General features: G+C 36.2%; 17 protein-coding genes and 2 pseudogenes. 14 read left to right on the forward strand and 5 right to left on the reverse strand.

The features are described 5' to 3' along the window. Positions 1–511 precede the first annotated feature (511 nt). Together BAU27_RS24550 and BAU27_RS24555 are read left to right on the forward strand one after the other, a co-directional pair. On the forward strand, positions 512–2992 hold the full coding sequence (locus BAU27_RS24550) for an S-layer homology domain-containing protein (protein ID WP_071772258.1): 2481 nt from the start codon (positions 512–514) through the stop codon (positions 2990–2992). Positions 2993–3711: 719 nt separating this feature from the next. Then, positions 3712–6297, forward strand: a complete 2586-nt coding sequence (locus BAU27_RS24555) for an S-layer homology domain-containing protein (RefSeq protein ID WP_071772259.1) — start codon at positions 3712–3714, stop codon at positions 6295–6297. A 106-nt stretch (positions 6298–6403) separates the two neighbouring features. Here the strand turns inward: BAU27_RS24555 and patB1 are convergent, their stop codons facing one another. Both patB1 and BAU27_RS24565 read right to left on the reverse strand, forming a co-directional pair. Then, positions 6404–7594 (reverse strand): secondary cell wall polysaccharide O-acetyltransferase PatB1, encoded by a 1191-nt coding sequence (gene patB1, locus BAU27_RS24560; protein ID WP_071772260.1) that lies wholly within the window; start codon positions 7592–7594, stop codon positions 6404–6406. 112 nt (positions 7595–7706) lie between these two features. Beyond that, positions 7707–9122, reverse strand: a complete 1416-nt coding sequence (locus BAU27_RS24565) for an MBOAT family O-acyltransferase (protein ID WP_071772261.1) — start codon at positions 9120–9122, stop codon at positions 7707–7709. A gap of 227 nt (positions 9123–9349) precedes the next feature. Here BAU27_RS24565 and BAU27_RS24570 point away from each other — a divergent pair, with 227 nt between their 5' ends. After that, positions 9350–10807 carry an MBOAT family O-acyltransferase gene (locus BAU27_RS24570; RefSeq protein ID WP_071772262.1) on the forward strand — a complete coding sequence of 486 codons (1458 nt, stop codon included), beginning with the start codon at positions 9350–9352 and terminating at the stop codon, positions 10805–10807. 9 nt (positions 10808–10816) lie between these two features. After that, positions 10817–11848 (forward strand): hypothetical protein, encoded by a 1032-nt coding sequence (locus BAU27_RS24575; protein ID WP_071772263.1) that lies wholly within the window; start codon positions 10817–10819, stop codon positions 11846–11848. 88 nt (positions 11849–11936) lie between these two features. On the opposite strand, the gene BAU27_RS24580 is transcribed toward BAU27_RS24575, so the two are convergent. After that, positions 11937–13331 carry an O-antigen ligase family protein gene (locus tag BAU27_RS24580; RefSeq protein ID WP_071772264.1) on the reverse strand — a complete coding sequence of 465 codons (1395 nt, stop codon included), beginning with the start codon at positions 13329–13331 and terminating at the stop codon, positions 11937–11939. 330 nt (positions 13332–13661) lie between these two features. Here BAU27_RS24580 and BAU27_RS24585 point away from each other — a divergent pair, with 330 nt between their 5' ends. The 3 genes and pseudogenes from BAU27_RS24585 to BAU27_RS24595 all read left to right on the forward strand — a co-directional run bounded on the left by BAU27_RS24585 (position 13662) and on the right by BAU27_RS24595 (position 15250). Continuing rightward, positions 13662–14450 (forward strand): enoyl-CoA hydratase, encoded by a 789-nt coding sequence (locus tag BAU27_RS24585; RefSeq protein WP_071747965.1) that lies wholly within the window; start codon positions 13662–13664, stop codon positions 14448–14450. A gap of 137 nt (positions 14451–14587) precedes the next feature. Continuing rightward, positions 14588–14906 (forward strand): annotated as a pseudogene (locus BAU27_RS24590) (hypothetical protein). A gap of 17 nt (positions 14907–14923) precedes the next feature. Next, a complete protein-coding gene (locus tag BAU27_RS24595) occupies positions 14924–15250 on the forward strand; it encodes a nucleoside triphosphate pyrophosphohydrolase (protein WP_002159106.1) in 327 nt (108 codons plus the stop codon). 20 nt (positions 15251–15270) lie between these two features. Here BAU27_RS24595 and BAU27_RS24600 read toward each other — a convergent pair whose 3' ends face one another. Then, positions 15271–15450, reverse strand: a complete 180-nt coding sequence (locus BAU27_RS24600; RefSeq protein WP_071772265.1) for a hypothetical protein — start codon at positions 15448–15450, stop codon at positions 15271–15273. A gap of 127 nt (positions 15451–15577) precedes the next feature. Between BAU27_RS24600 and BAU27_RS24605 the strand changes: the two genes are divergently transcribed. The 3 genes from BAU27_RS24605 (at position 15578) to BAU27_RS24615 (ending at position 19548) form a co-directional block, all read left to right on the forward strand. After that, positions 15578–16627, forward strand: coding sequence for a M42 family metallopeptidase (locus BAU27_RS24605; protein ID WP_071747963.1), 1050 nt, complete (start codon positions 15578–15580; stop codon positions 16625–16627). Between the two features lie 217 nt (positions 16628–16844). Next, positions 16845–18434 carry an N-acetylmuramoyl-L-alanine amidase gene (locus tag BAU27_RS24610; RefSeq protein ID WP_071747962.1) on the forward strand — a complete coding sequence of 530 codons (1590 nt, stop codon included), beginning with the start codon at positions 16845–16847 and terminating at the stop codon, positions 18432–18434. 160 nt (positions 18435–18594) lie between these two features. Continuing rightward, a complete protein-coding gene (locus BAU27_RS24615) occupies positions 18595–19548 on the forward strand; it encodes a TRM11 family SAM-dependent methyltransferase (RefSeq protein ID WP_002116583.1) in 954 nt (317 codons plus the stop codon). 142 nt (positions 19549–19690) lie between these two features. Here BAU27_RS24615 and BAU27_RS24620 read toward each other — a convergent pair. Next, positions 19691–19905, reverse strand: a pseudogene (locus BAU27_RS24620) (YflJ family protein). Between the two features lie 286 nt (positions 19906–20191). Between BAU27_RS24620 and BAU27_RS24625 the strand changes: the two are divergent. From BAU27_RS24625 to BAU27_RS24640, 4 genes are read left to right on the forward strand one after another with little or no spacing between them, the layout of a single operon-like run. Beyond that, positions 20192–21616, forward strand: a complete 1425-nt coding sequence (locus BAU27_RS24625; protein WP_083596147.1) for an amino acid permease — start codon at positions 20192–20194, stop codon at positions 21614–21616. A 17-nt stretch (positions 21617–21633) separates the two neighbouring features. Continuing rightward, positions 21634–22962, forward strand: a complete 1329-nt coding sequence (gene gabT, locus BAU27_RS24630; protein WP_071772266.1) for a 4-aminobutyrate--2-oxoglutarate transaminase — start codon at positions 21634–21636, stop codon at positions 22960–22962. 19 nt (positions 22963–22981) lie between these two features. Then, positions 22982–24424: an aldehyde dehydrogenase family protein gene (locus BAU27_RS24635; RefSeq protein WP_071772267.1), complete on the forward strand. Its 1443-nt coding sequence runs from the start codon at positions 22982–22984 to the stop codon at positions 24422–24424. A 32-nt stretch (positions 24425–24456) separates the two neighbouring features. Then, the gene (locus BAU27_RS24640; RefSeq protein ID WP_001225454.1) at positions 24457–24810 is read left to right on the forward strand and encodes a DUF3870 domain-containing protein; all 354 of its coding nucleotides are present in this window, start codon (positions 24457–24459) and stop codon (positions 24808–24810) included. Positions 24811–24819 lie beyond the last annotated feature (9 nt).

The following is a 24819-nucleotide window of genomic DNA, read 5'->3' on the forward strand; positions in this document are numbered from 1 at the left end:
TTAATGTTAATATATATAGGATATCAGTATGATGCGTTTTATATGAAAACAATTGGAGAATAATTTCGGTTTTCTTCAAAAAAACGACCTTAAGAATTGTGTCGAGCACCAGAGAAATATAGTGTTAAATAATTTTATTATCTTTATATTTAGATATTGAAATTATAAGTGTTTTTCTGCTATAGTTGTAAATGGTTATATAAATATTTTACAAATGTAGTTCTGACACATGGTTTCATACATTTAAAACATTCGGATTTTACAATCGGGTTATTTAAAATAAAAGTCGAAAAAATGAACGTTAGAATTATGAAAAATCACTTTTTGTCGAATTTAAGGATTTGAATTCGGGTAAAAATGGTTTGATGTAGTTATTATTCTATATTACAAAATAATTTCTATATATAGGATCTTAACTGCATTTATATTTACTAGTTTCAACATTAAATAGAATATCTATTTAAAACATTATGGAACTAGTATTACATTCCTGAAGGAGGAAATATATAAAATGGCAAAGACTAACTCTTACAAAAAATTAATCGCTGGTACAATGACAGCAGCAATGGTAGCAGGTGTTGTATCTCCAGTAGCAGCAGCAGGTAAATCATTCCCGGATGTTCCAGTTAATCACTGGGGAATTGATTCTATTAACTACTTAGCAGAAAAAGGCGCAATTGCAGGTAATGGCACAGGAATGTTCGAGCCTGAAAAAGAAATCACTCGTGCAGAAGCAGCTACAATGCTGGCTAAAATCTTAAACTTACCAATCGATCAAGATGCTAAACCATCTTACACTGATTCTCAAGACCACTGGGCTACTTCAATCATCGCAGCAGTTGAAAAAGCTGGCGTGGTTAAAGGTAAAGGTGAAGGTAAATTCGATCCAGACGGAAAAATCGACCGCGTTTCAATGGCAGCAATGCTTGTACCAGCTTTCAAATTAGACACTAAAGTAACTGCTACTCCAGAAACTAAATTCGATGACTTAAAAGATAGCTGGGGTAAAGACAAAGCTAACATTCTAGTTGAATTAGGAATCTCTGTAGGTACTGGCGGCAAATGGGAGCCAAATAAATCTGTAACTAAAGCAGAAGCAGCTCAATTTATTGCTAAGACTGACAAGCAGTTCGGACAAAAATCAGAAGCTAAAGTTGAGTCTATTAAAGCAATCAACGCTAAAGAGATCGAAGTTAAACTTGGCGCTACAGTGAAAGAAGAAGATGTGAAGAACGCGAAATTCACAATTTCTCAAGGTGGTACTCCAGTAGCAGTTCCTGCAAAAATCGGTGAAGATAAAAAATCTGTAATCTTAACTCTAGAAGTTGCTGATATGCTTAAAAATAACAATGCTTATGTTGTCACTGTTGAAAAATTAAAAACTGCTGAAGGCAAAGAAATTCCAAAAGCATTAGAAGTTATCTTCTTTAATGATGAAGTAGCTCCAACTGTATCTACAGTATCTACTCCAGAAGGAAAACTTAAAGTTGTATTCAGTGAAAAATTAAATGTAACAAAAGGTGCAACTGTAGTAGTTAACGGACAAAAAGTTGAAGGTAAAGTGGAAAATAATACGTTCACTTCTAATAACGCTTTAAATCTTGAGAACGGTAAAGAATTCTCAATCATCGTAACTGGTGCTACAGATTTAGTTAATAACACTATGGAAATGTACGAAGGTAAAGCTACTTATAAAGTAGAAAAAGATGTTATAGCTCCAGAAGTTAAAGATGTTAAAGTGAAAGAACTTGCTAAAGGAAACGCTACATTAGAAGTTACATTCTCTGAAGAGATGACTAACGCGAACCTAGGTACTGTAACAGTTAAAAAAGGTAAAGAGACTTTAGTAGCTACAATTTCTGCTGATGCTCAAGATAAAACAAAAGCGGTTGTTGAAGTAAAAGACGCTCTTAAAGCAGATGAAACAGCTACAAATCTTACAGTTGAACTTGTTGGTTACAAAGATGCAGCTAACAACGTAGGTCAAAAAGTATCTAAAGAAGTAAAAGTCACAAAAGATGTTGTAGCTCCTAACTTCGTAAAAGCTGTATCAGAAAAAGAACAAAGCGTAGCAGCGACATTTACATTTGATAAAGAAGTAAATGTTGAAACAACTAAATTTGATAAAAAAGTTGTTCGTATCATTAATCAAGATACAAGTGAAGATGTAACAGAAAAAGTAACTGCAGCAGCAGTTAAAGATAATAAAAAAGCGATCACTTTAACATTCCCAGCTGCAGGAAACTACAAAGTTGCTGCTTCAAAAGGATTTATTCAAGATACAGCTGGCAATAATTCAGCAGCATTTACTGCAGATGTAAAAGTTGATAAAAAGAAAGATGAAGAAGTAGTAAACGTAGATAAAGTAGCTCCAAAGGTAACAAGTGCAGCATTTAATAAGGCTGAAAATACTCTTGTAGTGAAATTTGACAAGGTAGTAAAAGGTGGTCAAGGTGCAGAGTCAGCTGCTAATGTAAGCAACTACACATTAGCAGGTACTAAATTACCAGAAGGTACACTAATCACTTTATCTGGTGATACTGCAACAATCGAATTACCAAAAACATTCACTTTCGAAAAATCAGAAACAGTGAAATTCACAGTAGCTAACGTTGCAAACAAAGATGGAGTAAAAATGGGTACAACAAACTTATTATTAGATGTTGTAGATACAAAAGCTCCTGAATTTAAATCAGCTAAAGTTACAAATGTAGAGAAGCAAGAAGTAACTCTTACATTCTCTGAAGCTGTAACAGTTGATGTAACTGATCTTGTATTTGACTTAAATGGTGTACCATTTACAGCAGCAGCTGATCAAGCAACTCCTTCTAAAGAAGTAGTACTTAAGCTAGAAACTGCACAGAACGTTAACTTTGCAACTGGTACATTAACACTTAAAGCTAAAGAACTTAAAAATAATGAAACTTTAAATACAGTTGATACAGCAGCTAACAAACTTGTTGCTTTCAAATCAGTAACAGCAGCTCGTTAATTGAAATAAATTTCAATGGAAAGAGTCCACATTATGTGGGCTCTTTTTTTTATGGTCTAATTTTTATAAAGAACGATCTTTAAAAAATTAATCATATTTTGAAGATTTATAGTTAGTTTTATTGAGAAACAAATTGACAGCGTTTTCAAAAATGGAAAAACACCCCATTAATATGTAAATATTTTGTAAATCTTCATCATTTTTCGCTGAAAAAACATTCGAAAGAAAGAAAGGAATGTCGAATTATAATAATTTAAGTCGATTGTAGTCTGAAAATTGCATTTATTGTAAAAAACATTTAGGCGACGAAGTGGAAATATATGCTATAATTCCAATTGTGTATTCGATATGAAAAATATACGAAGCGCAGTGAGAGTGATTTATAGAAAAACAGTTTGTTCATTTCTATATTTTGGTATTATTGATATCTAAATAATACGATTAAAAGACTGAATTATCAGAATATGTCGAATCTTCTTTTGAGAAAGTTCTTGATAACGAATGGTTTTGTATAGTATGATGAACTTGTTTCAAAAAATGGTATTTAAACCTTATATTTACATTTATCGGTTTGTATCATTTTATGAACTACTTTTCTTATGGTATTTTATATTTTTGTTAATGCGTTTTATTGTTTTATGGCTTTTCTAACTAGCTAGTTTTCAAATTACATATGATATGAAACTAGTAGCATATTCCTGAAGGAGGAAAATTATAAAATGGCAAAGACTAACTCTTACAAAAAGCTAATCGCAGGTACAATGACAGCAGCAATGGTAGCAGGAGTTGTATCTCCAGTAGCAGCAGCAGGTAAATCATTCCCGGATGTTCCAGCAGGTGATTGGGCAGAAGCTTCTATTAATTATTTAGTAGAAAAAGGCGCAATTGTTGGTAAACCAGATGGTACATTTGGTCCAGCTGAATCAATCGATCGTTCTTCTGCAGCAGTAATTTTCACTAAAATTTTAGGATTACCAGTTGATGAAAATGCTCAACCATCTTTCAAAGATGCTAAAAATATTTGGTCTTCAAAATATATCGCAGCAGTTGAAAAAGCAGGTATTGTTAAAGGTGATGGAAAAGAAAACTTCTATCCAAACGGCAAAATCGATCGTGCTTCTTTCGCTTCTATGCTAGTAAATGCTTATAACTTAAAAGATAAAGTTAACGGCGAGTTAGTTACAACATTTGATGACATAAGAGATCATTGGGGTGAAGAAAAAGCTAACATCCTAATTAATCTTGGAATCTCTGTAGGTACTGGCAGCAAATGGGAGCCAGATAAAGCTGTATCTCGTGCAGAAGCAGCTCAATTTATTGCATTAACAGATAAAAAATATGGAAAAAAAGATAATTCACAAGCATATGTAACTGATGTGAAAATTTCTGAACCAACGAAATTAACATTAACAGGAACTGGCTTAGATAAACTTTCTGCTGATGATGTAACTCTTGAAGGAGACAAAGCTGTTGCGATTGAAGCAAGTGCTGACGGTACTTCTGCAACTGTAACACTTGGTGGTAAAGTAGCTCCAAATAAAGATCTTACTGTAAAAGTGAAAAATCAATCATTCGTAGCGAAATTCGTATACGAAGTTAAAAAATTAGCTGTAGAAAAATTAACATTTGATGATGATCGTTCTGGTCAAGCAGTTGCCTTTAAATTAAATGACGAAAAAGGTAACGCTGATGTTGAATACTTAAACTTAGCAAATCATGACGTCAAATTTGTAGCAAATAACTTAGATGGTTCACCAGCATACATTTTTGAGGATGGAAAGGCAACTTCTTCTACAGGTAAACTTGGTGTTGGTCTTTCACACGGTGACTATAAAGTAGAAGTACAAGTTACAAAACGCGGTGGTTTAACAGTGTCTAACACTGGTATTATTACAGTGAAAAACCTTGATACACCAGCTTCTGCAATTAAAAATACTGCATTTGCGGTAGATGCGGATAAAAACGGTGTCGTATACGGTAATACACTTACTGGAAAAGACTTCAAGCTAAACAGCCAAACGTTAGTAGTTGGTGAAAAAGCACAAATCCATAATGTAGTTGCTACAATTGCTGGAGAAGATAAAGTAGTTGATCCAAACTCAATTAGCATTAAGTCTTCAAATCACGGTATTATCTCTGTAGTAAACAACTACATTACAGCTGAGGCTGCTGGTGAAGCTACACTTACTATTAAAGTAGGCGACGTTACGAAAGATGTTAAATTTAAAGTAACGACTGATTCTCGTAAATTAGTATCAGTAAAAGCTAATCCAGACAAATTACAAGTTGTTCAAAATAAAACATTACCTGTTACATTCGTAACAACTGACCAATATGGCGATCCATTTGGTGCTAACACAGCTGCAATTAAAGAAGCTCTTCCGAAAACAGGTGTAGTTGCAGAAGGTGGATTAGATGTAGTAACAACTGACTCTGGTTCAATCGGTACAAAAACTATTGGTGTTACAGGTAACGAAGTTGGCGAAGGCACAGTTCACTTCCAAAATGCTAACGGTGACACTTTAGGTTCATTATATGTGAACGTAACAGAAGGTAACGTTGCATTCAAAAACTTTGAACTTGTATCTAAAGTAGGTAACTACGGTGCATCACCTGACACAAAACTTGACCTAAATGTTTCTAACAAAGTTGAATATCAATTATCTAAGTACACTTCAGATCGCGTATACTCTGATCCTGAAAACTTAGAAGGTTATGTAGTTGAGTCTAAAAATCCAGCAGTAGCTGAAGCTAAAATTGTTGGAAATAAAGTTGTTGTTACGGGTAAAACTCCAGGTAAAGTTGATATCCACTTAACGAAAAATGGTGCAACTGCTGGTAAAGCGACAATCGAAATCGTTCAAGAGAAAATCGCTATTAAATCTGTAAACTTCAAACCAGTTCAAACAGTAAACTTCGTTGAGAAGAAAATTAACATCGGTACTGTGTTAGAACTTGAAGGAAGTAACTATGATGATATCGTTAAAGGTATTAACTTAACGAAAGAAACACAACATAAAGTACGTGTTGTAAAATCTGGTAACGACCAAGGTAAACTTTACCTTGATACAAATGGCAATGCTCACTTCGATATATTCGATCAAGAGCTTGGTCATGTAACAGTATCTCAAACAAGTGATTCTGCACTTCCAAACTTCAGTGCAGACATCTACAACACTTTAACTACTAAGTACACTGACAAAGGTACATTAGTATTCAAAGTATTAGGTGATAAAGACGTTGTAACAAGCGAAATCGGTTCACAAGCTGTACACGTGAGCGTGCTTAACAACCCAAATCTATAATTCGATTATAGATAGAATGAAAAATCAGTGGGGATTCATCTCCACTGATTTTTTTATCATCTGTTTAATACAAAGAAGCCTCTTGTACATGTACAAGAGGCTTCTTTTAATTCTTAAACTTAAACATCTCACCACTCAAATTCGAATCACTATACACAAACAATACCATGTTAATGTTGTTGTCTTTAATGTATTGATATACATCCTTTTCGTGATAGTGACGAAGGTCGAGAATGGATGTGTGATTGAAGTTTTGTGCTAAATGAGGCACGATTGCGTTTGCGAATGAGTCTTTTAGGACTAAAGCTCGTACATCATTTGGTGCATTGTTATTTTCGATGACGATTTCTGGATAGTCGTTTGCGTAATAGCCGGCGTATGATGTTGTGTCTTTTTGTTTTTCTATGCCATATAGTTCATCTAATGTGCGATATATGGTGCCGTTTACATCTTTTGCGGCTACGCTCGTAAAGTTGAAGCCGTCTTTTGGTGTGTAGTAGCATAGTTTTTCTCCAGTTGCATCGATTAGTTGGTATAGCTGGTTGTTAAAGCTTCCGACTAGATGTTTATTTGGAGCGCACGTACGAGTATAATCTTCTTTTTTTATTTCTTTTCCTTTATATATAGAAGATTGTTGCGTGATTGTGTTCATTATATATTGATAGCCTAAGAATGCACCATCCATATTCCAGTGATGGTCTGTTTTGAAGTACATACTTTGTATTTCTTCATTTGTATAGTTTTGTTTAAAATAATCCATGAGTTTAATTGGTTTTACGTCCGCTGGAAGTTTCGTTAGAAAATAATTTAAATTTTCCTGTGCATATGTGTGAATATGGGAAGGTAATTTAAATGATAATGCATTCGTTTTTGACGGTGGTAAAGCAAAGTAAAACTCAACGTTTTGTTCTTTTAAAAACTGAGATAAGTCTGTTACAGCTGGCATAGCTTGGTCAATCTCATTATATTTTGTAGTCCAAGCAGGGTTTTTTAGAAGCCATTTATCATCAGTTAGAATAATATCGTTAATGAGAGACTTGCCCATTTTAATTTGGGTAAGTGTATAGTTTTTTATGAGATCATCTCTTCCGATTAATTGATCGTTTGTATATGTCTCAAAGTCTTTGAAGAAACTACCATTTGCTAGAGCTTCTTTTGTAAGAGCTGGTTTTTGAGCGAGCGGACGATTTTCAACGGGCGAAACTGCTCGGTCAGTTTTGAGAAGCGATAATATGCCAAATGAAAAGATAATGGTGAGAAAACCGATAAATAGGACGATGTTCCCCAATTTTTTCATAATAACTTTTCCTTCCTATATAAAGTGAAACTTTAATGAGTGGGGGTTTTGTTCATTCCCCACTCATTATCAGCCTTAACCAATCGGGTGGCCCGGCGAATAGCGGGATAAGTTAAAACCTGAAATAAATAAATGGATTATATGTCGAATTAATTAAATACATAATCGAAAGCATAAATAATGTTAGTAATAATATTGGACGTACAACTTGCATCCAGAACGTATATGTTTTTGGCGCGAGCTCTAATATGTTTTTAGCACGTTTCAAAATTGGTGTCGCTGCGATAAAGGCAATGATAAATATGACAATGTATTCATGTATATATAGCATTGTGTTGTCATCGATGAAAGATTGCCCCCCTACGCCAAACATCGCCTTTAAATATTGGAACGAGTAAGCGAAGTTATCAGCCCGGAAGAAGACCCAACCGATCATAACGATAATTAGTACATATGCATGTTGCAATGGCTTCCATAGCTTATTTAATATTTTCTCGAATCCAGCTTTTTCGATGGAAATAATAAAGCCGTAATATAAGCCCCAGGCAATAAATGTCCAGCTTGCTCCATGCCATAAACCGGTTAATCCCCATACGATGAAGAGGTTACGGTAATTTGCTAGTTTTGAAACACGATTTCCGCCGAGCGGAATGTATATATAGTCGCGGAACCAAGAGCCTAGTGTAATATGCCATCTTCTCCAAAATTCTGAAATAGATTTCGAGATGTACGGATAATTGAAGTTTTTCGGGAAATCAAATCCGAACATTTTTCCAAGTCCAATTGCCATATCGGAGTATCCTGAGAAATCGAAATAGATTTGAAGTGTATAGGCGATAATCCCGATCCAAGCTGTTCCAGCGCTTATTTCAGACGGCGGTAAGGCGAAGATTTTATCTGCGACAAATCCGACCTGGTTGGCGATTAATATTTTTTTCGCTAATCCTAGAATGAAAATTTGTAGACCTTCTGTAAATTTTTCAAAAGAATGGATACGCGTTTTAATTTGTTCAGCAACGATATTGTAACGAACGATTGGTCCGGCAATAAGCTGCGGGAAAATAGAAATATATAGTGCTAAGTTAAGTGGATTCTTTTGAACATCCCCGTCTTTACGATATATATCGATGACATAGGACATCGCTTGGAATGTATAAAATGAAATCCCAATTGGTAGTGGAATAGGTTCCACCTGGATAGATAAATGTAAAGCGTTGTTTAAAATGTCTGTGAAAAATGAAATATATTTAAAATAAGAAAGTAATAAAATATTCCCGACCACAGCCATAATTAAAAATGTGACTTTCATATTTTTTCGTTTATCATAATGATGCACGAGTAGGCCGAAGCAATAGTTTAATACAATAGAAAAGAGCATTAAAAGAACGAAACGTGGTTCTCCCCATGCATAGAAAATTAAACTAAATGCAAGTAATACGAAATTACGTAGCTCGGCACGCACTATAAAATAGAAAAATAATACGAGAGGTAAAAAGATAAATAAGAAAACAGAACTACTAAATACCAAAGGATTCTCCTCACTTTTTTCAAAGATACATTTCGTGCAAAAAACCGACATTTCTATTATATATTTTTTTGTATAAAAGTGCCTTTAATATTTTATCATGTTAATAATTCGATTAAAATGATTATTATATATAATAGAAGAAAAGCGGTGCGGAATCCTTTTGACACTCACTATTTGGATAAGATAAGATGAATAAGGTGTGATTTGTTTAGAAGGGAAGAGATGGTGTGTTATTTAACTCATTTGAGTTTATTTTTTTATTTTTACCGATAGCATTTCTTTTATATTTTCTATTAAATAAATTTGGACATGCTACATTAGCGAAAGCTTGGCTCGTTGCGGCCTCTTTATTTTTCTATAGTTATTGGAATGTGAAATATTTACCGCTTATGTTAGTGTCGCTCATTGTGAATTATTTTATCGGAATGAGGCTCGTGAAACAAAAGAGTAAACTTCTTTTAACGGTAGGATTAATATTTAATATAGGAATGCTTAGTTATTTTAAGTATTATGATTTCTTCTTACAAAATGTGAATTCATTATTTGGAACTCATTTTACATTATTATCTTTAACGTTACCACTTGCGATTAGTTTCTATACGTTTCAAAAGATCGCATTTTTAGTAGATACGTATCGCGGGGAAACGAAGGCATGTCATTTTCTTGATTACGCATTGTTTGTAACATTTTTCCCGCAGCTGATTGCAGGACCGATTGTGCATCATGCGCAAATTATGCCGCAGTTTGCTGATGATAGTAAAAAGAACTGGCAATCGAAGTATATCGTTCTTGGTATATTCGTATTTGCAGTTGGTATTTTCAAGAAGGTAGGTATTGCAGATGTATTATCACCCCTTGTACATGAAGGGTTTGATGTGCAGCAATCATTAACATTTGTTGAAGCATGGCTTACGTCGTTAGCGTTTACGTTCCAATTGTATTTTGATTTTAGTGGATATAGTGATATGGCAATTGGAATCGCTTTAATGTTTAATATTAAATTACCTCAAAACTTTAATTCACCGTATAAAGCAGTGAATATACAAGATTTTTGGCATCGTTGGCATATGACGCTTAGCCAGTTTTTAACGAAGTACGTATACATTTCTCTAGGAGGAAATCGAAAAGGGATTACGCGTACATACGTAAATATTATGATTGTATTTTTAATAAGTGGACTTTGGCATGGAGCTGGTTGGACATTTATTTTTTGGGGATTCTTGCACGGTTTGGCATCTGTTATTCACCGCTTATGGAGTAAAGCAGGAGGACGTATGCCAGCCTTTGCTGGTTGGCTCGTTACGTTTTTCTTCATTAATATAACGTGGGTGTTCTTTAGGGCAACATCTATGCATGATGCGGTGAAAGTGTTAAAAGGAATGTTCGGACTAAATGGAATCGAATTAGCAAATAGTGTATTCCCATCATTTATAATAGAGAGGTTACAATTTTTAAAAGAGTACGGTGTTTCATTTACAGAAGGGTACCATGTCTCTTTATTAGATCCGAAAATGGTAGCGTATATTTTCGGGGCGTTATGTATTAGTTTCTTCTTAAAAAATTCAATTCAGTTAAAAGATTCATTCCGTCCAAATGTATGGACCGCTTTATTTACTGCAATATTGCTCGTATATAGCGTGTTACATTTAACGAGTATTAGTGAGTTTTTATACTTTAATTTCTAGGTGGAGAATATGAAAAACAAACAGTGGCTTATTTTCGTCTTTGTATGTGTTTTTGTTCCTCTTATAGGTGTCGGGATATTTAATAGCTATATAGATTCACTTTGGTTATTCCCGCATAAAAATAAGTGGAATGATGTTCAGTTTGGGTTTAACGAGAGACAGCAGAAAACGAATTATATAACATACCGTCCGTTTACATATGATGGAGTTATACTTGGAAGTAGTAGAACAACTTTTATTAATGAGAATGACTTCACCGGGTTAAACGCATTTAATTATGCAGTAAGTAGTACAGACCCGCGTGAGTATGATGCATATATTGAATATGCAAAAGAACAAAAAGGTAGTGAACTCGCGTCTATTGTACTTGGTTTAGATTTCCTTGGAACGAACAAAAATAGGGAAATTGGTTTTGATAAACCAGAAGTGTATATTAATCAGGCGCAAAGTTTATTGTATCCGATTAAATCGTATGTAAGTATGGACGGGATTACTTATTCAAAGAATACAATTGAAAACTCTATCCATCATAATACGGCTATTGATCGGTACAATCGAGAGAATGTAAAGTCGATGCGTGATTATACGAAAGAAGAGCGTGATGCGCAAATTACAGCGCAAGTAGATAAGTTTAGTAAAGAGATTTATGGCGGGAATTATGAGTATCAAAATATGAAAGAAATATTAGGAAGAGTAAAGGCTCATAATCCGAACACGAAGTTTTATATTTTTACAACGCCTGTTTCAGAGCCACTATTCCGTACGATGGTTCAATCAGGGCGATGGGAAGATTATAAAAGATGGCTTCATGACGCTGTAGATGTATTTGGAGAAGTTCATCATTTCATGTATCTTAATTCCGTTACAACGAATTTAGACAACTATATGGATGGGCATCATTTCAGACCGGAAATAGGAAAGTTAATCGCGCATAAAGTTGTGAATGAAGAAGATAGCAACGTCCCGAAAGATTTCGGTATTGTTATTACGAAGGATAATATTGATGAGGTGTTAGAGCAGATTCGAGCGTCTTTTCAATAAAAAATAGGTCATAAATGTGGTCTAGTCTTTGCTGAGTAAACTGTATAAAAAAGATGAAGCAGCCACCGAGATCTGATGGCTGCTTCATTTATTCCGCTTCTAAATCAACAATTAAGTAAGCGAGTATAACAACGAAGAAAATACTAACGGACGGCGCTGTTAATACGTGGCCGGACATAAAGCCGATTCCAAGTGATAGTACAACGGTGCTAGCTAGTAGCATATATTTCACGGTTATTATTTTCTTAAAGTTTGTTATGACGCGAATGAATAATTTAATACCGAAGTATAGAAGCGGTATTAAGTAAATAAGGAAGCCGACGATTCCGAATGCAAAGAATAGATCGTGGAAGTCCATTTCGATTAATTTAATTTTAACCGTATAGTTACCAGCATAGCCCATTCCGAATAATTTTTGTGATAGTGGTGCGTCTTTATAGTATTGTTTGTATACTTTTAAAAACTTATCGCGATCACTGTAAATTAAACTTTTGACCTCGGAGTCTGTTAGCTCACCTTTTGCATGTTTTTTCTCTGCGTCTGTATCTTCTTTAATTATTTTTCCTTCTTTTCTATCTTTTTCTTCTTGTACTGATTTTTTGTATTCGTATATTTGCATGTGGATGCCCATATTTTTTGCGATAGGAGTATGTGGTGTAAGTGCAATTAAACCTCCCAAAACAATAGCGACAACAACTGTATTTACGAGATATGTGAATCCTTTATCTTCTTTTTTGCGATGAACCATATATTCAATGAATGAGAATAAAAGTGCCACGCCAAGCGTTAGAACAATTGCACCATATCCTACTTTCGTTCCGACCATAATACTTGCATACATCGCAAGTATTGTTGGAATCCAGTAATAGATTTTCGAGAAAGAAGTTGTTTTATGAATCGAATATAACACTACGATTGGGAACATAATTGCAAAAATAGAACTTAAATCATTTCCAGCAAAGAACCAACCTCTTGAACCAATCTTTGAGTGAGGATAGCTTGGGAAATCTGTACCAGTTTGCATTGCAACAATCAGTGTGATGCTGAAAATTAAAGTTGCATATAAGAAATATGTAATGATTTTATGAAACGTATATTCTTTATTTTTTAACTCTTTAAAGACGATAATATATCCAAACAGTAGCACAATTGGATATATGCTTTTTAAAATAAATTTCACTTCTTCGCCAAATGAAACTGGAGATTTGACCATCATATTATTTACAAGACCAATTGCTAGCACGATACCAAGTAGGCATAAATAGAGAATGTACTTTTTCGCCCCATGTTGTTTTCTATGAAGAAGTAGATAACCTAATGCAAGAAGCATAAAGGCGAAACGGACTACGATTCCAACTGTTGCGCTCATGTGTAATACATAGATTGAAAAAGATGTTAATAAATCTAAAATTGGTTGAAACACAATGAATAGCAATAGGAAATGCGGGAAGTAGTTATCCGTTTGTTTCAACTTAGTAACCATATGTTCCTCCATTTCTTCATTCCTTTATTTCAACACCCGAGAGATGGGTATAAAAGCCTTTTTTTGGCATAGTAAGGTGAATGAATTTCAATGTTTGTTTTTTGCATCAAACTTAAGAATACACCATTTCATTGCAATGGTAAATAGATGAAAAGCAATGATAAAACGACTTTAATTTCTATATTTTTTAACGAAATTGTATGTTTTATACGGATATATATACAAATTACGAGAAAATTAGACAGAAAATTAAGAAAAAAGAAGGATTTTTAACATGCTTTCTATAATTATAGAAGTATAATCTTTATGTGGAAAAGAGGGGTATATATAATGGAAGTAACAAGTAAAACAGAATCTGTTGTTGTGAAATATGAAGGGCGCGTAGCAACGGTTATGGTCAATCGCCCAGAGGTTTTAAATGCATTAGATGAACCAACGTTAAAAGAGTTATTACAAAAGTTGAAAGAAGTGGCGGAAAGTTCTGTTCATGTTGTTGTGTTATGCGGCAGTGGCCGTGGTTTTTCTGCGGGTGGAGATATTAAATCAATGCTTTCAAGTAATGATGAAAGTAAGTTTGAAGGCATCATGAATACAATTTCTGAAATCGTTGTGACGTTATATACGATGCCAAAGCTTGTTATTAGTGCGATTCATGGACCAACTGCTGGACTTGGATTAAGTATTGCATTAACAGCTGATTATGTTATGGCAGATATATCATCAGTTATTGCGATGAACTTTATTGGAATCGCTTTAATTCCAGATGGTGGTGGCCATTTCTTCCTTCAAAAGCGCGTCGGTGAAAATATGACGAAGCAGATTATTTGGGAAGGGAAGAAATTATCAGCGACAGAAGCGCTAGATATCGGTTTAATTGATGAAGTAATCGGTGAGGATTTCCAAACGGCTGTGAAGCAAAAAATTAATGAATGGTTACACAAACCAATCAAGGCGATGATTCAAACGAAACAAATTTTATGTGAAGTAAATCGTTCTAATTTAGAACAAACGCTTCAGCTCGAAAAACGTGGTCAATATGCGATGAGACAAACAGCAGATCATAAAGAAGGTATTGCTGCTTTTCTAGAAAAACGTTTACCAGCATTTAAAGGGGAATAAAGTGAAGCTGTGATCCGCGGGGATTTGTTTATCCCCCGCGGATTATTAGTTTTACTGCCCGTTAATTCTAGATAAAGGGAAGAAAGTGCTAACACATTTTAGTATAATTGTGTTAGCACTTTTTTTAGGAGTAATAAATGAAGAAAATTATCGGTGTTATCGTTATGATTTTACTTACATTATGCTTTGCATAGTACACCATCTCTTGCGGTACGGACTGCATTATTCTTTGAGGGACATCCAACTGTCGCTTTCTCAAGTGAAGTGAAGAAAGAACGGGATGTGAAAAAAGAGGCGATTCCTGATGAGTACCGAACCTTATACGGCGATAAGAAAGAAGAACCAGAGCATTATTTTTTTCCGGTAGTAAGGGCGCACGGATCGGGAATTGATATGTTAAGTGCTTGTGTAAAAAAAGAGTGGTTTTTCTATAAAGCAGAGCTCGGGTGTTATTAAAAGTGGGAGGAAAAGTGATGTCAACTTATAACAGATTAGTAAGAGATCGTGTCCCAGAGAAAATTTTAATGTCTGGAAAAACATATACAGCACAAAAATTAACAGGACAAGCTTACATACAAGCGTTAGCGAAAATTGGTACAGAAGAAATTCGTGAATTTGCTTCAATGAAAGAGCGTGAACATGCGCTAGATTCACTTGCAGATGCACTTGAAGTTATTGTTTCATTAGCGCGCGCAGAAGGTGCAACAATTGAAGATATAGAGCGTATTCGTAAGCAAAAAGAAGAAGAGCGCGGCGGATTTACAAGAGGGATTTATTTGATGGACGTTTCGGAAGAGTAGTTTTATAGAAAAAGCACAGCTTACTCGGTAGCGCTGTGCTTTTTTCCTGCAATTAGGCTAACGATTAAGAAGATAACAGTTAATGTCCAGCCGATTGCAATAGAAGTAGTAGTGTGAATGACATAAGAAACTTGTAAACATAGTAATGATGATAAAAACCAAATAAGTGCAATATGTACATGTTTTTTCGTTACATTCATTTTTGGTATCTCCTTTTCACTTACTAAACTAAATTTTACTATAATTTAGAAAATTAAACTATATGAGTAGAGGTTTTATCGTAATTTCGCTATACTAAATAGTAGAGAAAATGAGGAGGAAACGACAATGGCACATCATGCAAAAGAAACGATGGAATTAATTAAAGAGCTTGTCTCTATTCCAAGTCCATCTGGAAACACGGCGAAAATTATTAATTTTATTGAAAACTATGTAAGTGAGTGGAATGTAGAGACGAAGCGTAATAATAAAGGTGCTCTTATTTTAACGGTTAAAGGAAAGAATGATGATCAGCATCGTTTATTAACTGCACACGTTGATACGTTAGGTGCGATGGTGAAAGAAATTAAGCCTGACGGTCGTCTTCGTCTATCTATGATTGGTGGATTTCGCTGGAACTCTGTAGAAGGGGAATATTGCGAAATTGAAACGTCAAGCGGTAAGACGTATACAGGTACAATTTTAATGCATCAAACTTCTGTTCATGTATATAAAGATGCAGGTGAAGCGAAACGTGATGAGCAAAATATTGAAGTACGTATTGATGAGCGTGTTTCTTCGGCAAATGAAGTACGCGAATTAGGAATTGAAGTAGGAGACTTCGTTTCATTTGATCCGCGCGTTCAAATTACAGAGAGTGGATACATAAAATCACGTCATTTAGACGATAAAGTAAGTGTAGCAATCCTATTAAAATTAATTAAAAGATTGCAAGATGAAAAGGTAACATTACCGTATACAACACACTTCTTAATTTCTAATAATGAAGAGATTGGGTACGGTGGTAACTCAAACATTCCAGAAGAAACTGTAGAATATTTAGCGGTTGATATGGGAGCGTTAGGTGACGGACAAGCATCTGATGAATATACAGTATCCATTTGTGCGAAAGACTCTAGCGGTCCATACCATTATGCTTTACGTAAGCATTTAGTTGAACTGGCGAAAGCGAACGCTATTGAATATAAAGTGGATATTTATCCATACTACGGATCAGATGCATCAGCTGCGATTCACGCTGGATTTGATGTGAAACATGCATTAATTGGAGCTGGTATTGATTCTTCTCACGCATTTGAGCGTACGCATGAAAGCTCGATTGTACATACAGAAGCACTTGTTTATGCATATGTGTTATCAGAAATGATAGTAGAATAGTGAGAGGGTGGTTGATTCTATGAATCAGCCACTTTTTTTTGCATAAAAACTACATAAATTGTATTGTACAATATTAAAAAAGTAGGTTTACTATAGAATTCTAGTATTATAAAATACTAGAGGCGCACTAATTTTTTTTAATTTATTTTTGGTAAGATTTGTATATTAAGGTTATGCGTTTTAAAAATGTTAATTTTCGAGAGGAGTATTATTATTTATGAAGTATCGTGCAGTCGCGGCTGGTATTTTAGCCGCAAGTTTATTATCGTCTCCAGTTAGTAGTTTCGCAGCAGGGAAAAAGTTTTCGGATGTTCCTACATGGGCGCAGGAGTCGGTTGACTATTTAGTAGAGAAAAAAGCACTTGATGGAAAACCAGATGGAACGTTTTCTCCATCTGAAGCAGTAGATAAAGGATCAGCTGCAAAAATATTAGCGGTAGTTCTTGGTTTACCAATTGATCCAAAAGCGAAACCATCTTTTAAAGATTCGCAAGATCATTGGGCAGCACCATATATTGCTGCGGTAGAAAAAGCGGGTGTAATTAGTGGAGATGGTACTGGGAAATTCAATCCATCAAGCCAAATTAACCGTGCATCTATGGCATCTATGCTTGTACAAGCATATTCATTAGATAAGAAAATTATTGGAGAACTTCCAACACAGTTTAAAGATTTGGAACCTCATTGGGGTAAGAAACAAGCTAATATTTTAGTAGCTTTAGGGATTTCAATGGGTACAGGAAATGGCTGGAATCCTGACGGTACTGTGACTCGTGCTGAAGCAGCTCAGTTCATCGCGATGGCAGATAAAAATAAAACAAATACATCGAAAAGAATGTATATGAATAGAAACTTTATTACATATCATCAAGCATCATTATCATCTGGTATTACTGACACTCAACATAAACCACAAATGATTGAAGTGACAGAGCAAAGAGCGGATGGTTGGTTGAAGGTTGTAACAAGTAAAGGTGAGAAGTGGACACCATCACAAGAAAAAACAGAGTCTATTAATCAAGAATTCACTACATATCAAGAAGCTTCACATACGTCTACAGTGGCAGGGACACATAAAGCACAACAAGTAACTGTTATTGAAGAAAAAGATAGCTGGATTCGCATCCGCATGGGCGCTGGTTTCCAATGGGTTAATAAAAACCAATTAAATCCAGTGAAGCAAGGTAACTTCTTAGAAGGAAAAGCGATTATCATTGATCCAGGTCATGGTGGAGCGGATTCAGGTAATCCAGGTTATTATGAGAAAGAAAGTCAAACCGTATTAGATGTATCATTACGATTACAGAAAATATTTGAGAAAAAGACACCATTTACTGTGTTATTCACTCGTACAGATGATACACGTCCAGGAACAAGTGCTTCTGATTCTTTAAAGAAACGTGTAGAATTTGCTCAAAAAAATAATGGGGATATCTTTGTAAGTATCCATGGTAATGGTACGGAAAGTAAAAATGGACAAGGTACAGAAACGTTCTACTATGAATCAGCGACAGCAAGAGGAACAAATCCTAACGTATCAGAAAGTCGTTTACTAGCAGAAAAAATTCAAGAGCGTCTTGTAGATGCACTGGGAACAAAAGATCGTGGTGTGAAAAAAGGCGATTTATACGTAATTAGAGAAAATACAATGCCAGCTGTATTAGCAGAATTAGCATTTGTAGATAATAAAAGTGATGCAGATAAAATAGCTACACCAGCGCAAAGACAAAATGCAGCGGAAGCTATTTATCAAGGTATTTTAGATTACTATGAAGAAATGGGTAACAACGTGTCTTCTTTCCGTTAATAAATAAAAGAGATTGCCAATAGGCAGTCTCTTTTTATTTATAAAACAAATTATAAAGGTTTCTCTTTATTTCGGGCATGTGATATCATTTAATTTTATATAAATAGTATTCGAGTAATTGTAATCATAACAATTTAAAACGATAAAGGATGATAATAGATTGAGTAATTATAGTAAAACACCTGCATGTATATATACGTATGCGTTTCGAGAAGAGGAACGTGCTTTATGTTACTTGGAAATGCGCTCGTTCTTTGGGATGGAGTCTCACGTTAATATTTTGAAAAGTGAAGTCAAGATTGCTCCGAGTAGAAGTCCGTTTATTAAAGAGCGCGTTGAGGTTATGTATGAAGGGGACGACTTAGAAAGCATTTTAGAACAAGTGGAACAAATTGATTTGGCGGGAGCGACATTCAAAGTTATCTTCGTTAAAATCAATGATCTTGGTAAAGAAAATAAAATTGAATATGGGGAAAGACGCCTTATTGAACGAGACCTCGGCATGCATATTGAAGGAGAAGCTGATGTTCGTAATCCAGAGCGTGTATTCGGGATTGTTCCTCTTGGAGGACGCTGGTACTTCGGGCACTATGTAGAAAGTGATCCGGTTTGGTATCATCACATAAAAAAACCGCATAGCTATTCGACATCACTGAGCACACGTGTTGCTAGAGCTGTCGCAAATATCGCTGTACCAAACCCAGATGGAGTACGAGCAATTGACCCGTGCTGCGGAATTGGAACAGTAGTAGTAGAAGCACTTTCTATGGGAATTAACATCGTTGGTAGAGATATTAATCCACTTGTAGTTCTTGGAACGAGAAAAAACATCGCACATTTCGGATTTGAAGGAACAGTAACAAAAGGCCCAATTGAAGAAATTACTGAGAACTACGACGTCGCAATTATCGATATGCCGTACGACCTATTTACGCACGCAACACCAGAAGATCAACTCTCGATTCTTTCAAGTGCGCGCCGCATTGCAAAAAAAGTAGTCGTTGTCACGATGGAAACAATGGACGACATGATTCATGAAGCGGGATTTGAAATTACAGACCGCTGTATCACAAGAAAAGGATCATTTTCTAGACAAATTCTTGTTTGTGAATAAGAAAGAAAGGTCACCCATTTGGGTGACCTTTTTTGGTTTGCATTCTTGCAGCGTGATGTGTAATTGGTTGGTCGTTTAGAGCGGGCGTTTGCTGGAAGTAGTTGATAAGTCGATAGATTCCGGGAATCGTTTTGTTAGTATATTACTCTTCCTTCAACTTTTCCTGTTCTACAATTAGTAAATTGCGCAATACGTGTCCGCGGTAGCTTTCTAGTTTCCGTCCTTCCAAATAACGAACACCTAATTTCTTTAGTTCGGCTACGTACCAGCCTTTTGTTCCGTAATACATGAGACCACTTCCTTTTGCTTTTGAACAGTATATGTTGGGGTGGTTTGGAAATTTCGTCTCAAATTAATATTGAATATTCAGTTTATTTGTATTATGATTAACTTATTATCGGATGACAGTGATTAGCCTCCCTGTAAGCCCGAATGCCTTTTTGAAAATGAATAGAGGAACAACTTCTTTCCACTTGAACTTCCTTAGCAGGAGGACGAGCCATAAGGATAGGGGCAGTAAAATTCAATGCAGTTGTATGCGTTGTTTTTCTGGCTCTTTTTATTTTTTACTTAAAGTAGGAGGGGATTTTTAGAAAGCGTTGTCAATGGAGTATGGTGTACGTTCACGCTAATGGAGGGGCTGGTGAATTGTTTGGCTAAAGAGAAAAAAGAGTTACAGAAGGATTTGAAAACTCGGCATATAACAATGATTTCGATTGGCGGGGTTATCGGGGGCGGTTTGTTTGTAGGAAGTGGAACGATTATTCAATCGACGGGTCCAGCAGCGATTTTGTCCTATATTATTGGCGCTTTAATGGTTGTGCTCGTGATGCGGATGTTAGGAGAAATGGCAGCGGAAAATCCTGATAGCGGTTCTTTCGCAACGTATGCGAATAAAGCAATTGGGCCGTGGGCAGGGTATACGATTGGGTGGTTATATTGGTTTAACTGGGTCATTATTATCGCAATTGAAGCGGTGCTTTTAGGCGTGATGATTAACAATTGGTTCCCTTCAGTGCCAGCATGGATTGCGAGTTTATGTATGGTTCTTTTAATGACGATGACGAATGTATATTCAGTAAAACTGTACGGTGAGTTTGAATATTGGTTAGCGTTTATTAAAGTTATTGCGATTGTTGCGTTTTTAATTTTAGGCGTTTCGATGTTTTTTGGTCTTGTTCCAGGGGTGGATAGACCGAGTCTTTCTGTTATTACGGAACACGGTGGTTTCTTCCCGAATGGAATTCTCCCTGTTTTACTGAGCGTTGTGTTTATTTCTTTCTCGTTATCAGGAAGTGAAGTAGCAGCGATTGCAGCCGGGGAATCGGAAAATCCAGAGAAGAATGTTATACGAGCTATTAATAGTGTTGTATGGCGCCTTATGCTTTTCTTCGTAGGTTCGGTAACGATTTTAGTTATGTTTATTCCGTGGACGGATAAGGAGTTATTAAAACTTCCGTATGCAAGTTTATTTAATATGGCAGGAGTACCTGCAGCCGCAGAAATTATGAATGGTGTTGTCTTTCTATCACTACTTTCCGTTATGAACTCAGGTATATATACGAGTTCGCGTATGTTATTTTCACTTGCTAAAAAAGGAGATGCTCCGGCTAGTTTTTCACGATTAAATAGTAGAGGGACGCCGGTTGTAGCGATCTATGCAAGTATCGTATTTGCATTTATTTGCGCGATGTTGAAATTTATATCTCCTGATAAACTGTTTGCGTTTTTAGCGAATAGTTCAGGCGGGGTAACGATGCTTATGTATATGTTCGTTGCCGTTTCACATGTCATATTAAGACGAGAGAGGGAAAGAGAAGGGGCTGGCAAGCTGAAAGTGAAAATGTGGTTATTCCCTTATCTCACATATGCAACGCTTTTAATGATTGTTACAATCTTTGTTTCACAAGCATTTATAGCAGATATGCGTATGCAGTTTTACATGACGTTACTAGCTACGATCCTAGTAATAATAAGTTATTTCCTAAGAGTTAGAAAGTTAGATAAGCAAAAGTTGAATGATTTTACGATGATAAAAGATTCGGAAGTTAGTTTAGAAGAAAAATAAGAAAAGGGGTATGTACCATGTTGAAAGAGAAGAAGGATATTACAACTACAAAATCTAGCATATTACACGAAAGAAGAAAAAATGCGGTGCCAGAAGGGCCTTACAATATTACAGAGTTGTATGTGCAATCAGCAAAAGGCGCGATTATTACTGATGTTGATGGTAACGAATTAATAGACTTTGCGGGCGGAATTGGTATGCAAAATGTTGGGCATTGTCATCCGAAAGTAGTAAAGGCGATTCAAGATCAAGTGGAATCTTCTATTCATAGTTGTTTTCATGTAGCGCCGTATGAAAGTTATATTACATTGGCGGAAAGACTAAATGAGTTAACGCCAGGTGATTTCAAGAAAAAAACGATGTTTGCGAACAGCGGAGCTGAAGCAGTAGAAAATGCGGTGAAGATTGCTAGAAAAGCAACTGGAAGAAGCGCGATTGTCTCGTTTGAGCGTGCATATCACGGGCGTACACTTTTGACGATGTCACTGACAAGTAAGGTGAAACCGTACAAACATGGATTTGGACCGTTTGCATCAGAGGTATATAAATTACCATATCCGTATTATTACCGCGCTGACGAAGGGCTAACACAAGAAGAAGTAGATGCACAAATTTTAGCGTATTTCGAACGCTTTATGTTAGAGGAAGTAGCAAGTGATAATATTGCTGCGATTATTTTGGAGCCGCTTCAAGGAGAAGGCGGATTTATCGTTCCGACGACTACATTCATGCAAGGTGTCCGGAATATTTGTGATAAGTACGGAATCATTATGATTGCGGATGAAATTCAAACTGGTTTTGCTCGTACAGGTAGTTTATTTGCAATGGATCATTTCGGCGTAGCTCCTGATTTAATGACTTTCTCAAAATCAATCGCTGCTGGCATGCCGCTAAGCGCGATAACAGGAAGAGCGGATTTGATGGATGCACCTGGACCAGGTCAATTAGGTGGTACTTTCTCAGGAAGTCCGGCTGCTTGCGCGGCTGCATTAGCTGTTTTAGATGTAATCGAAGAAGAGAATTTAGTGAAGCGCGCTGTAGAAATTGGCGAGCGTATGATGGAAGTGTTTAATAGCTGGAAAGAGAAATATGAACTAGTTGGCGATGTTAGGGGCCTTGGTGCTATGACGGCAATTGAGCTTGTAAAAAATAAAGAGACGAAAGAGCCAGCAGTGGAAGAAGTTAAAGCGATTATGAAGGAAACGCATAGTAAAGGGGTCATTACGATAAGCGCCGGTATTTATAGTAACGTACTTCGCTTCTTGCCGCCTCTTGTTATAACGGATGAACAGCTTGAAGAAGGGCTTACTATTTTAGAAGCTGCTATTGCGAAACTATCAAAATAAAAAAGGTGGGGGCAGGGGAATGAAGTTTTTCAATTATATAAACGGTGAGTGGAGAGAGCCTTCCACGAATGCACATGTGAAAAATTATAATCCGCATAACGGGGAAGTGTTAGGTGAATTCCCGTTTAGTTCAGTAGAAGATACACGAGTTGCAATTGCATCAGCGAAAGAGGCTTTTCATAAATGGCAAAAGTTATCGTTTCAAGAGAGAGCAAGTTATTTATGGAAAGCGGCAGCTATTTTAAAAGAAAAGGTAAATGAAGTTGGCCGGGATGTAACGAATGAAGAAGGAAAGACGATTGCAGAAGGAATAGGAGAGACGAAGCGAGCAATTAGCATTCTTGAATATTATGCCGGGGAAGCAAATCAGCCGATTGGAGAGATCATCCCGTCTGCTAATGAAAGTACGATGCTTTACAGTAAACGTGTAGCAGTAGGACCAGTCGGATTAATTACGCCGTGGAACTTCCCAATTGCGATTCCAGCGTGGAAAATGGCGCCGGCACTTATTTACGGAAATACGATTGTCATTAAGCCGGCTGAAGTTACGCCAAAATCGGTGTACCATCTTGTGAATGCTTTTCATGAGGCTGGTATTCCAGCGGGCGTTATAAATTGTGTATTCGGCAAAGGTTCTGAAGTTGGAGCAGAATTAACGGGAAACCCTGATATAAAAGCGGTATCTTTTACTGGCTCTAATCCCGTTGGAAATATCATTCAGAAAGCAGCCGTTGAAACTAGGAAAAAAGTACAATTAGAGATGGGCGGAAAAAATCCGTTAGTTGTATTAAAAGATGCCGATATTGAAAAGGCGGTAAATATTGCGATAAAAGGTGCGTTTATGTCAACGGGGCAAAAATGTACCGCAACAAGTAGAGTAATAGTTGAAGAGGGCATTTATGAAGCATTCCGTGATCGACTGTTGCAGCGCACTGAAGCTCTTACAGTTGGGAATCCGCTATATAGTAATACATTTATGGGTCCATGTGTTTCAAAGGGGCAGCAGCAATCTGTTCTATCGATGATTGAAGTAGGAAAAGGAGAGGCTTCCTTACTGTATGGAGGTAGCGTGCCAGACGAAGCTGAGCTGCAGCGAGGGTGTTATGTTTTACCGACTATTTTTGAAAATGTAGACAAAGATGCACGCATTGCAAAAGAAGAGATTTTCGGCCCAGTTATATGTTTATTTAAAGTGAATAGTTATGAAGAAGCAGTTTCTGTAGCAAATGATACAGAATACGGATTAAGTGCATCGATTTGTACAAATAATTTAAGTTTGTCGCAAAGGTTTATTGATGATATGGAAGTTGGAATGGTTCATGTGAATTCAGAAACTGCAGGAGCAGAACCACAAGTTCCGTTTGGTGGAATGAAAAACTCTAGTGCTGGACCGCGTGAACAAGGAAAAGCAGCGAAAGAATTTTATACGAGAATAAAGACAGTATACGTAGATCAAGTATAAACAGTAAAAAACATAGTAACGGAGGATGAAATATGCGTAAAGGGACATTTTTTATGGCAGGACATTCGAGACTTCCGAAAGGGATGGCTGTTCGCAGTATGTACGAAACATTAACGATTACAATTGAGGCAGATCATAAATATCACGTCATTATTGAAGCGTCATGTACGCTTGCGACAGAGCATGGTAGGGACTTCGTCGCTCAAATGTTGAGAGGACATAGTTTGCAAGATGGTATTGAAGAAATAGTTCAAGATATTATGGACCATTATCAAGGAAAAGCGCAAAATGCTATTGTCAGTGCGGTAAAAGATTTGCATCGCCAATATGTAAGTTATTTAAATGATGAACAGCTAGAAGGAGAGTACGAGGAAACAACACCATAAAAACTGTCT

The organism is Bacillus sp. NH11B (assembly GCF_001884205.1).
In the GTDB taxonomy this organism is placed as follows: domain Bacteria; phylum Bacillota; class Bacilli; order Bacillales; family Bacillaceae_G; genus Bacillus_A; species Bacillus_A proteolyticus.

Excerpts from the sequence above, each read along its gene's own strand:
- BAU27_RS24550 (WP_071772258.1), top strand. The coding sequence starts at position 512 with ATGGCAAAGACTAACTCTTACAAAAAATTAATCGCTGGTACAATGACA.
- BAU27_RS24555 (WP_071772259.1), top strand. The coding sequence starts at position 3,712 with ATGGCAAAGACTAACTCTTACAAAAAGCTAATCGCAGGTACAATGACA.
- patB1 (WP_071772260.1), bottom strand. The coding sequence starts at position 7,594 with ATGAAAAAATTGGGGAACATCGTCCTATTTATCGGTTTTCTCACCATT.
- BAU27_RS24575 (WP_071772263.1), top strand. The coding sequence starts at position 10,817 with ATGAAAAACAAACAGTGGCTTATTTTCGTCTTTGTATGTGTTTTTGTT.
- BAU27_RS24580 (WP_071772264.1), bottom strand. The coding sequence starts at position 13,331 with ATGGTTACTAAGTTGAAACAAACGGATAACTACTTCCCGCATTTCCTA.
- BAU27_RS24585 (WP_071747965.1), top strand. The coding sequence starts at position 13,662 with ATGGAAGTAACAAGTAAAACAGAATCTGTTGTTGTGAAATATGAAGGG.
- BAU27_RS24595 (WP_002159106.1), top strand. The coding sequence starts at position 14,924 with ATGTCAACTTATAACAGATTAGTAAGAGATCGTGTCCCAGAGAAAATT.
- BAU27_RS24600 (WP_071772265.1), bottom strand. The coding sequence starts at position 15,450 with ATGAATGTAACGAAAAAACATGTACATATTGCACTTATTTGGTTTTTA.
- BAU27_RS24605 (WP_071747963.1), top strand. The coding sequence starts at position 15,578 with ATGGCACATCATGCAAAAGAAACGATGGAATTAATTAAAGAGCTTGTC.
- BAU27_RS24610 (WP_071747962.1), top strand. The coding sequence starts at position 16,845 with ATGAAGTATCGTGCAGTCGCGGCTGGTATTTTAGCCGCAAGTTTATTA.
- gabT (WP_071772266.1), top strand. The coding sequence starts at position 21,634 with ATGTTGAAAGAGAAGAAGGATATTACAACTACAAAATCTAGCATATTA.
- BAU27_RS24635 (WP_071772267.1), top strand. The coding sequence starts at position 22,982 with ATGAAGTTTTTCAATTATATAAACGGTGAGTGGAGAGAGCCTTCCACG.
- BAU27_RS24640 (WP_001225454.1), top strand. The coding sequence starts at position 24,457 with ATGCGTAAAGGGACATTTTTTATGGCAGGACATTCGAGACTTCCGAAA.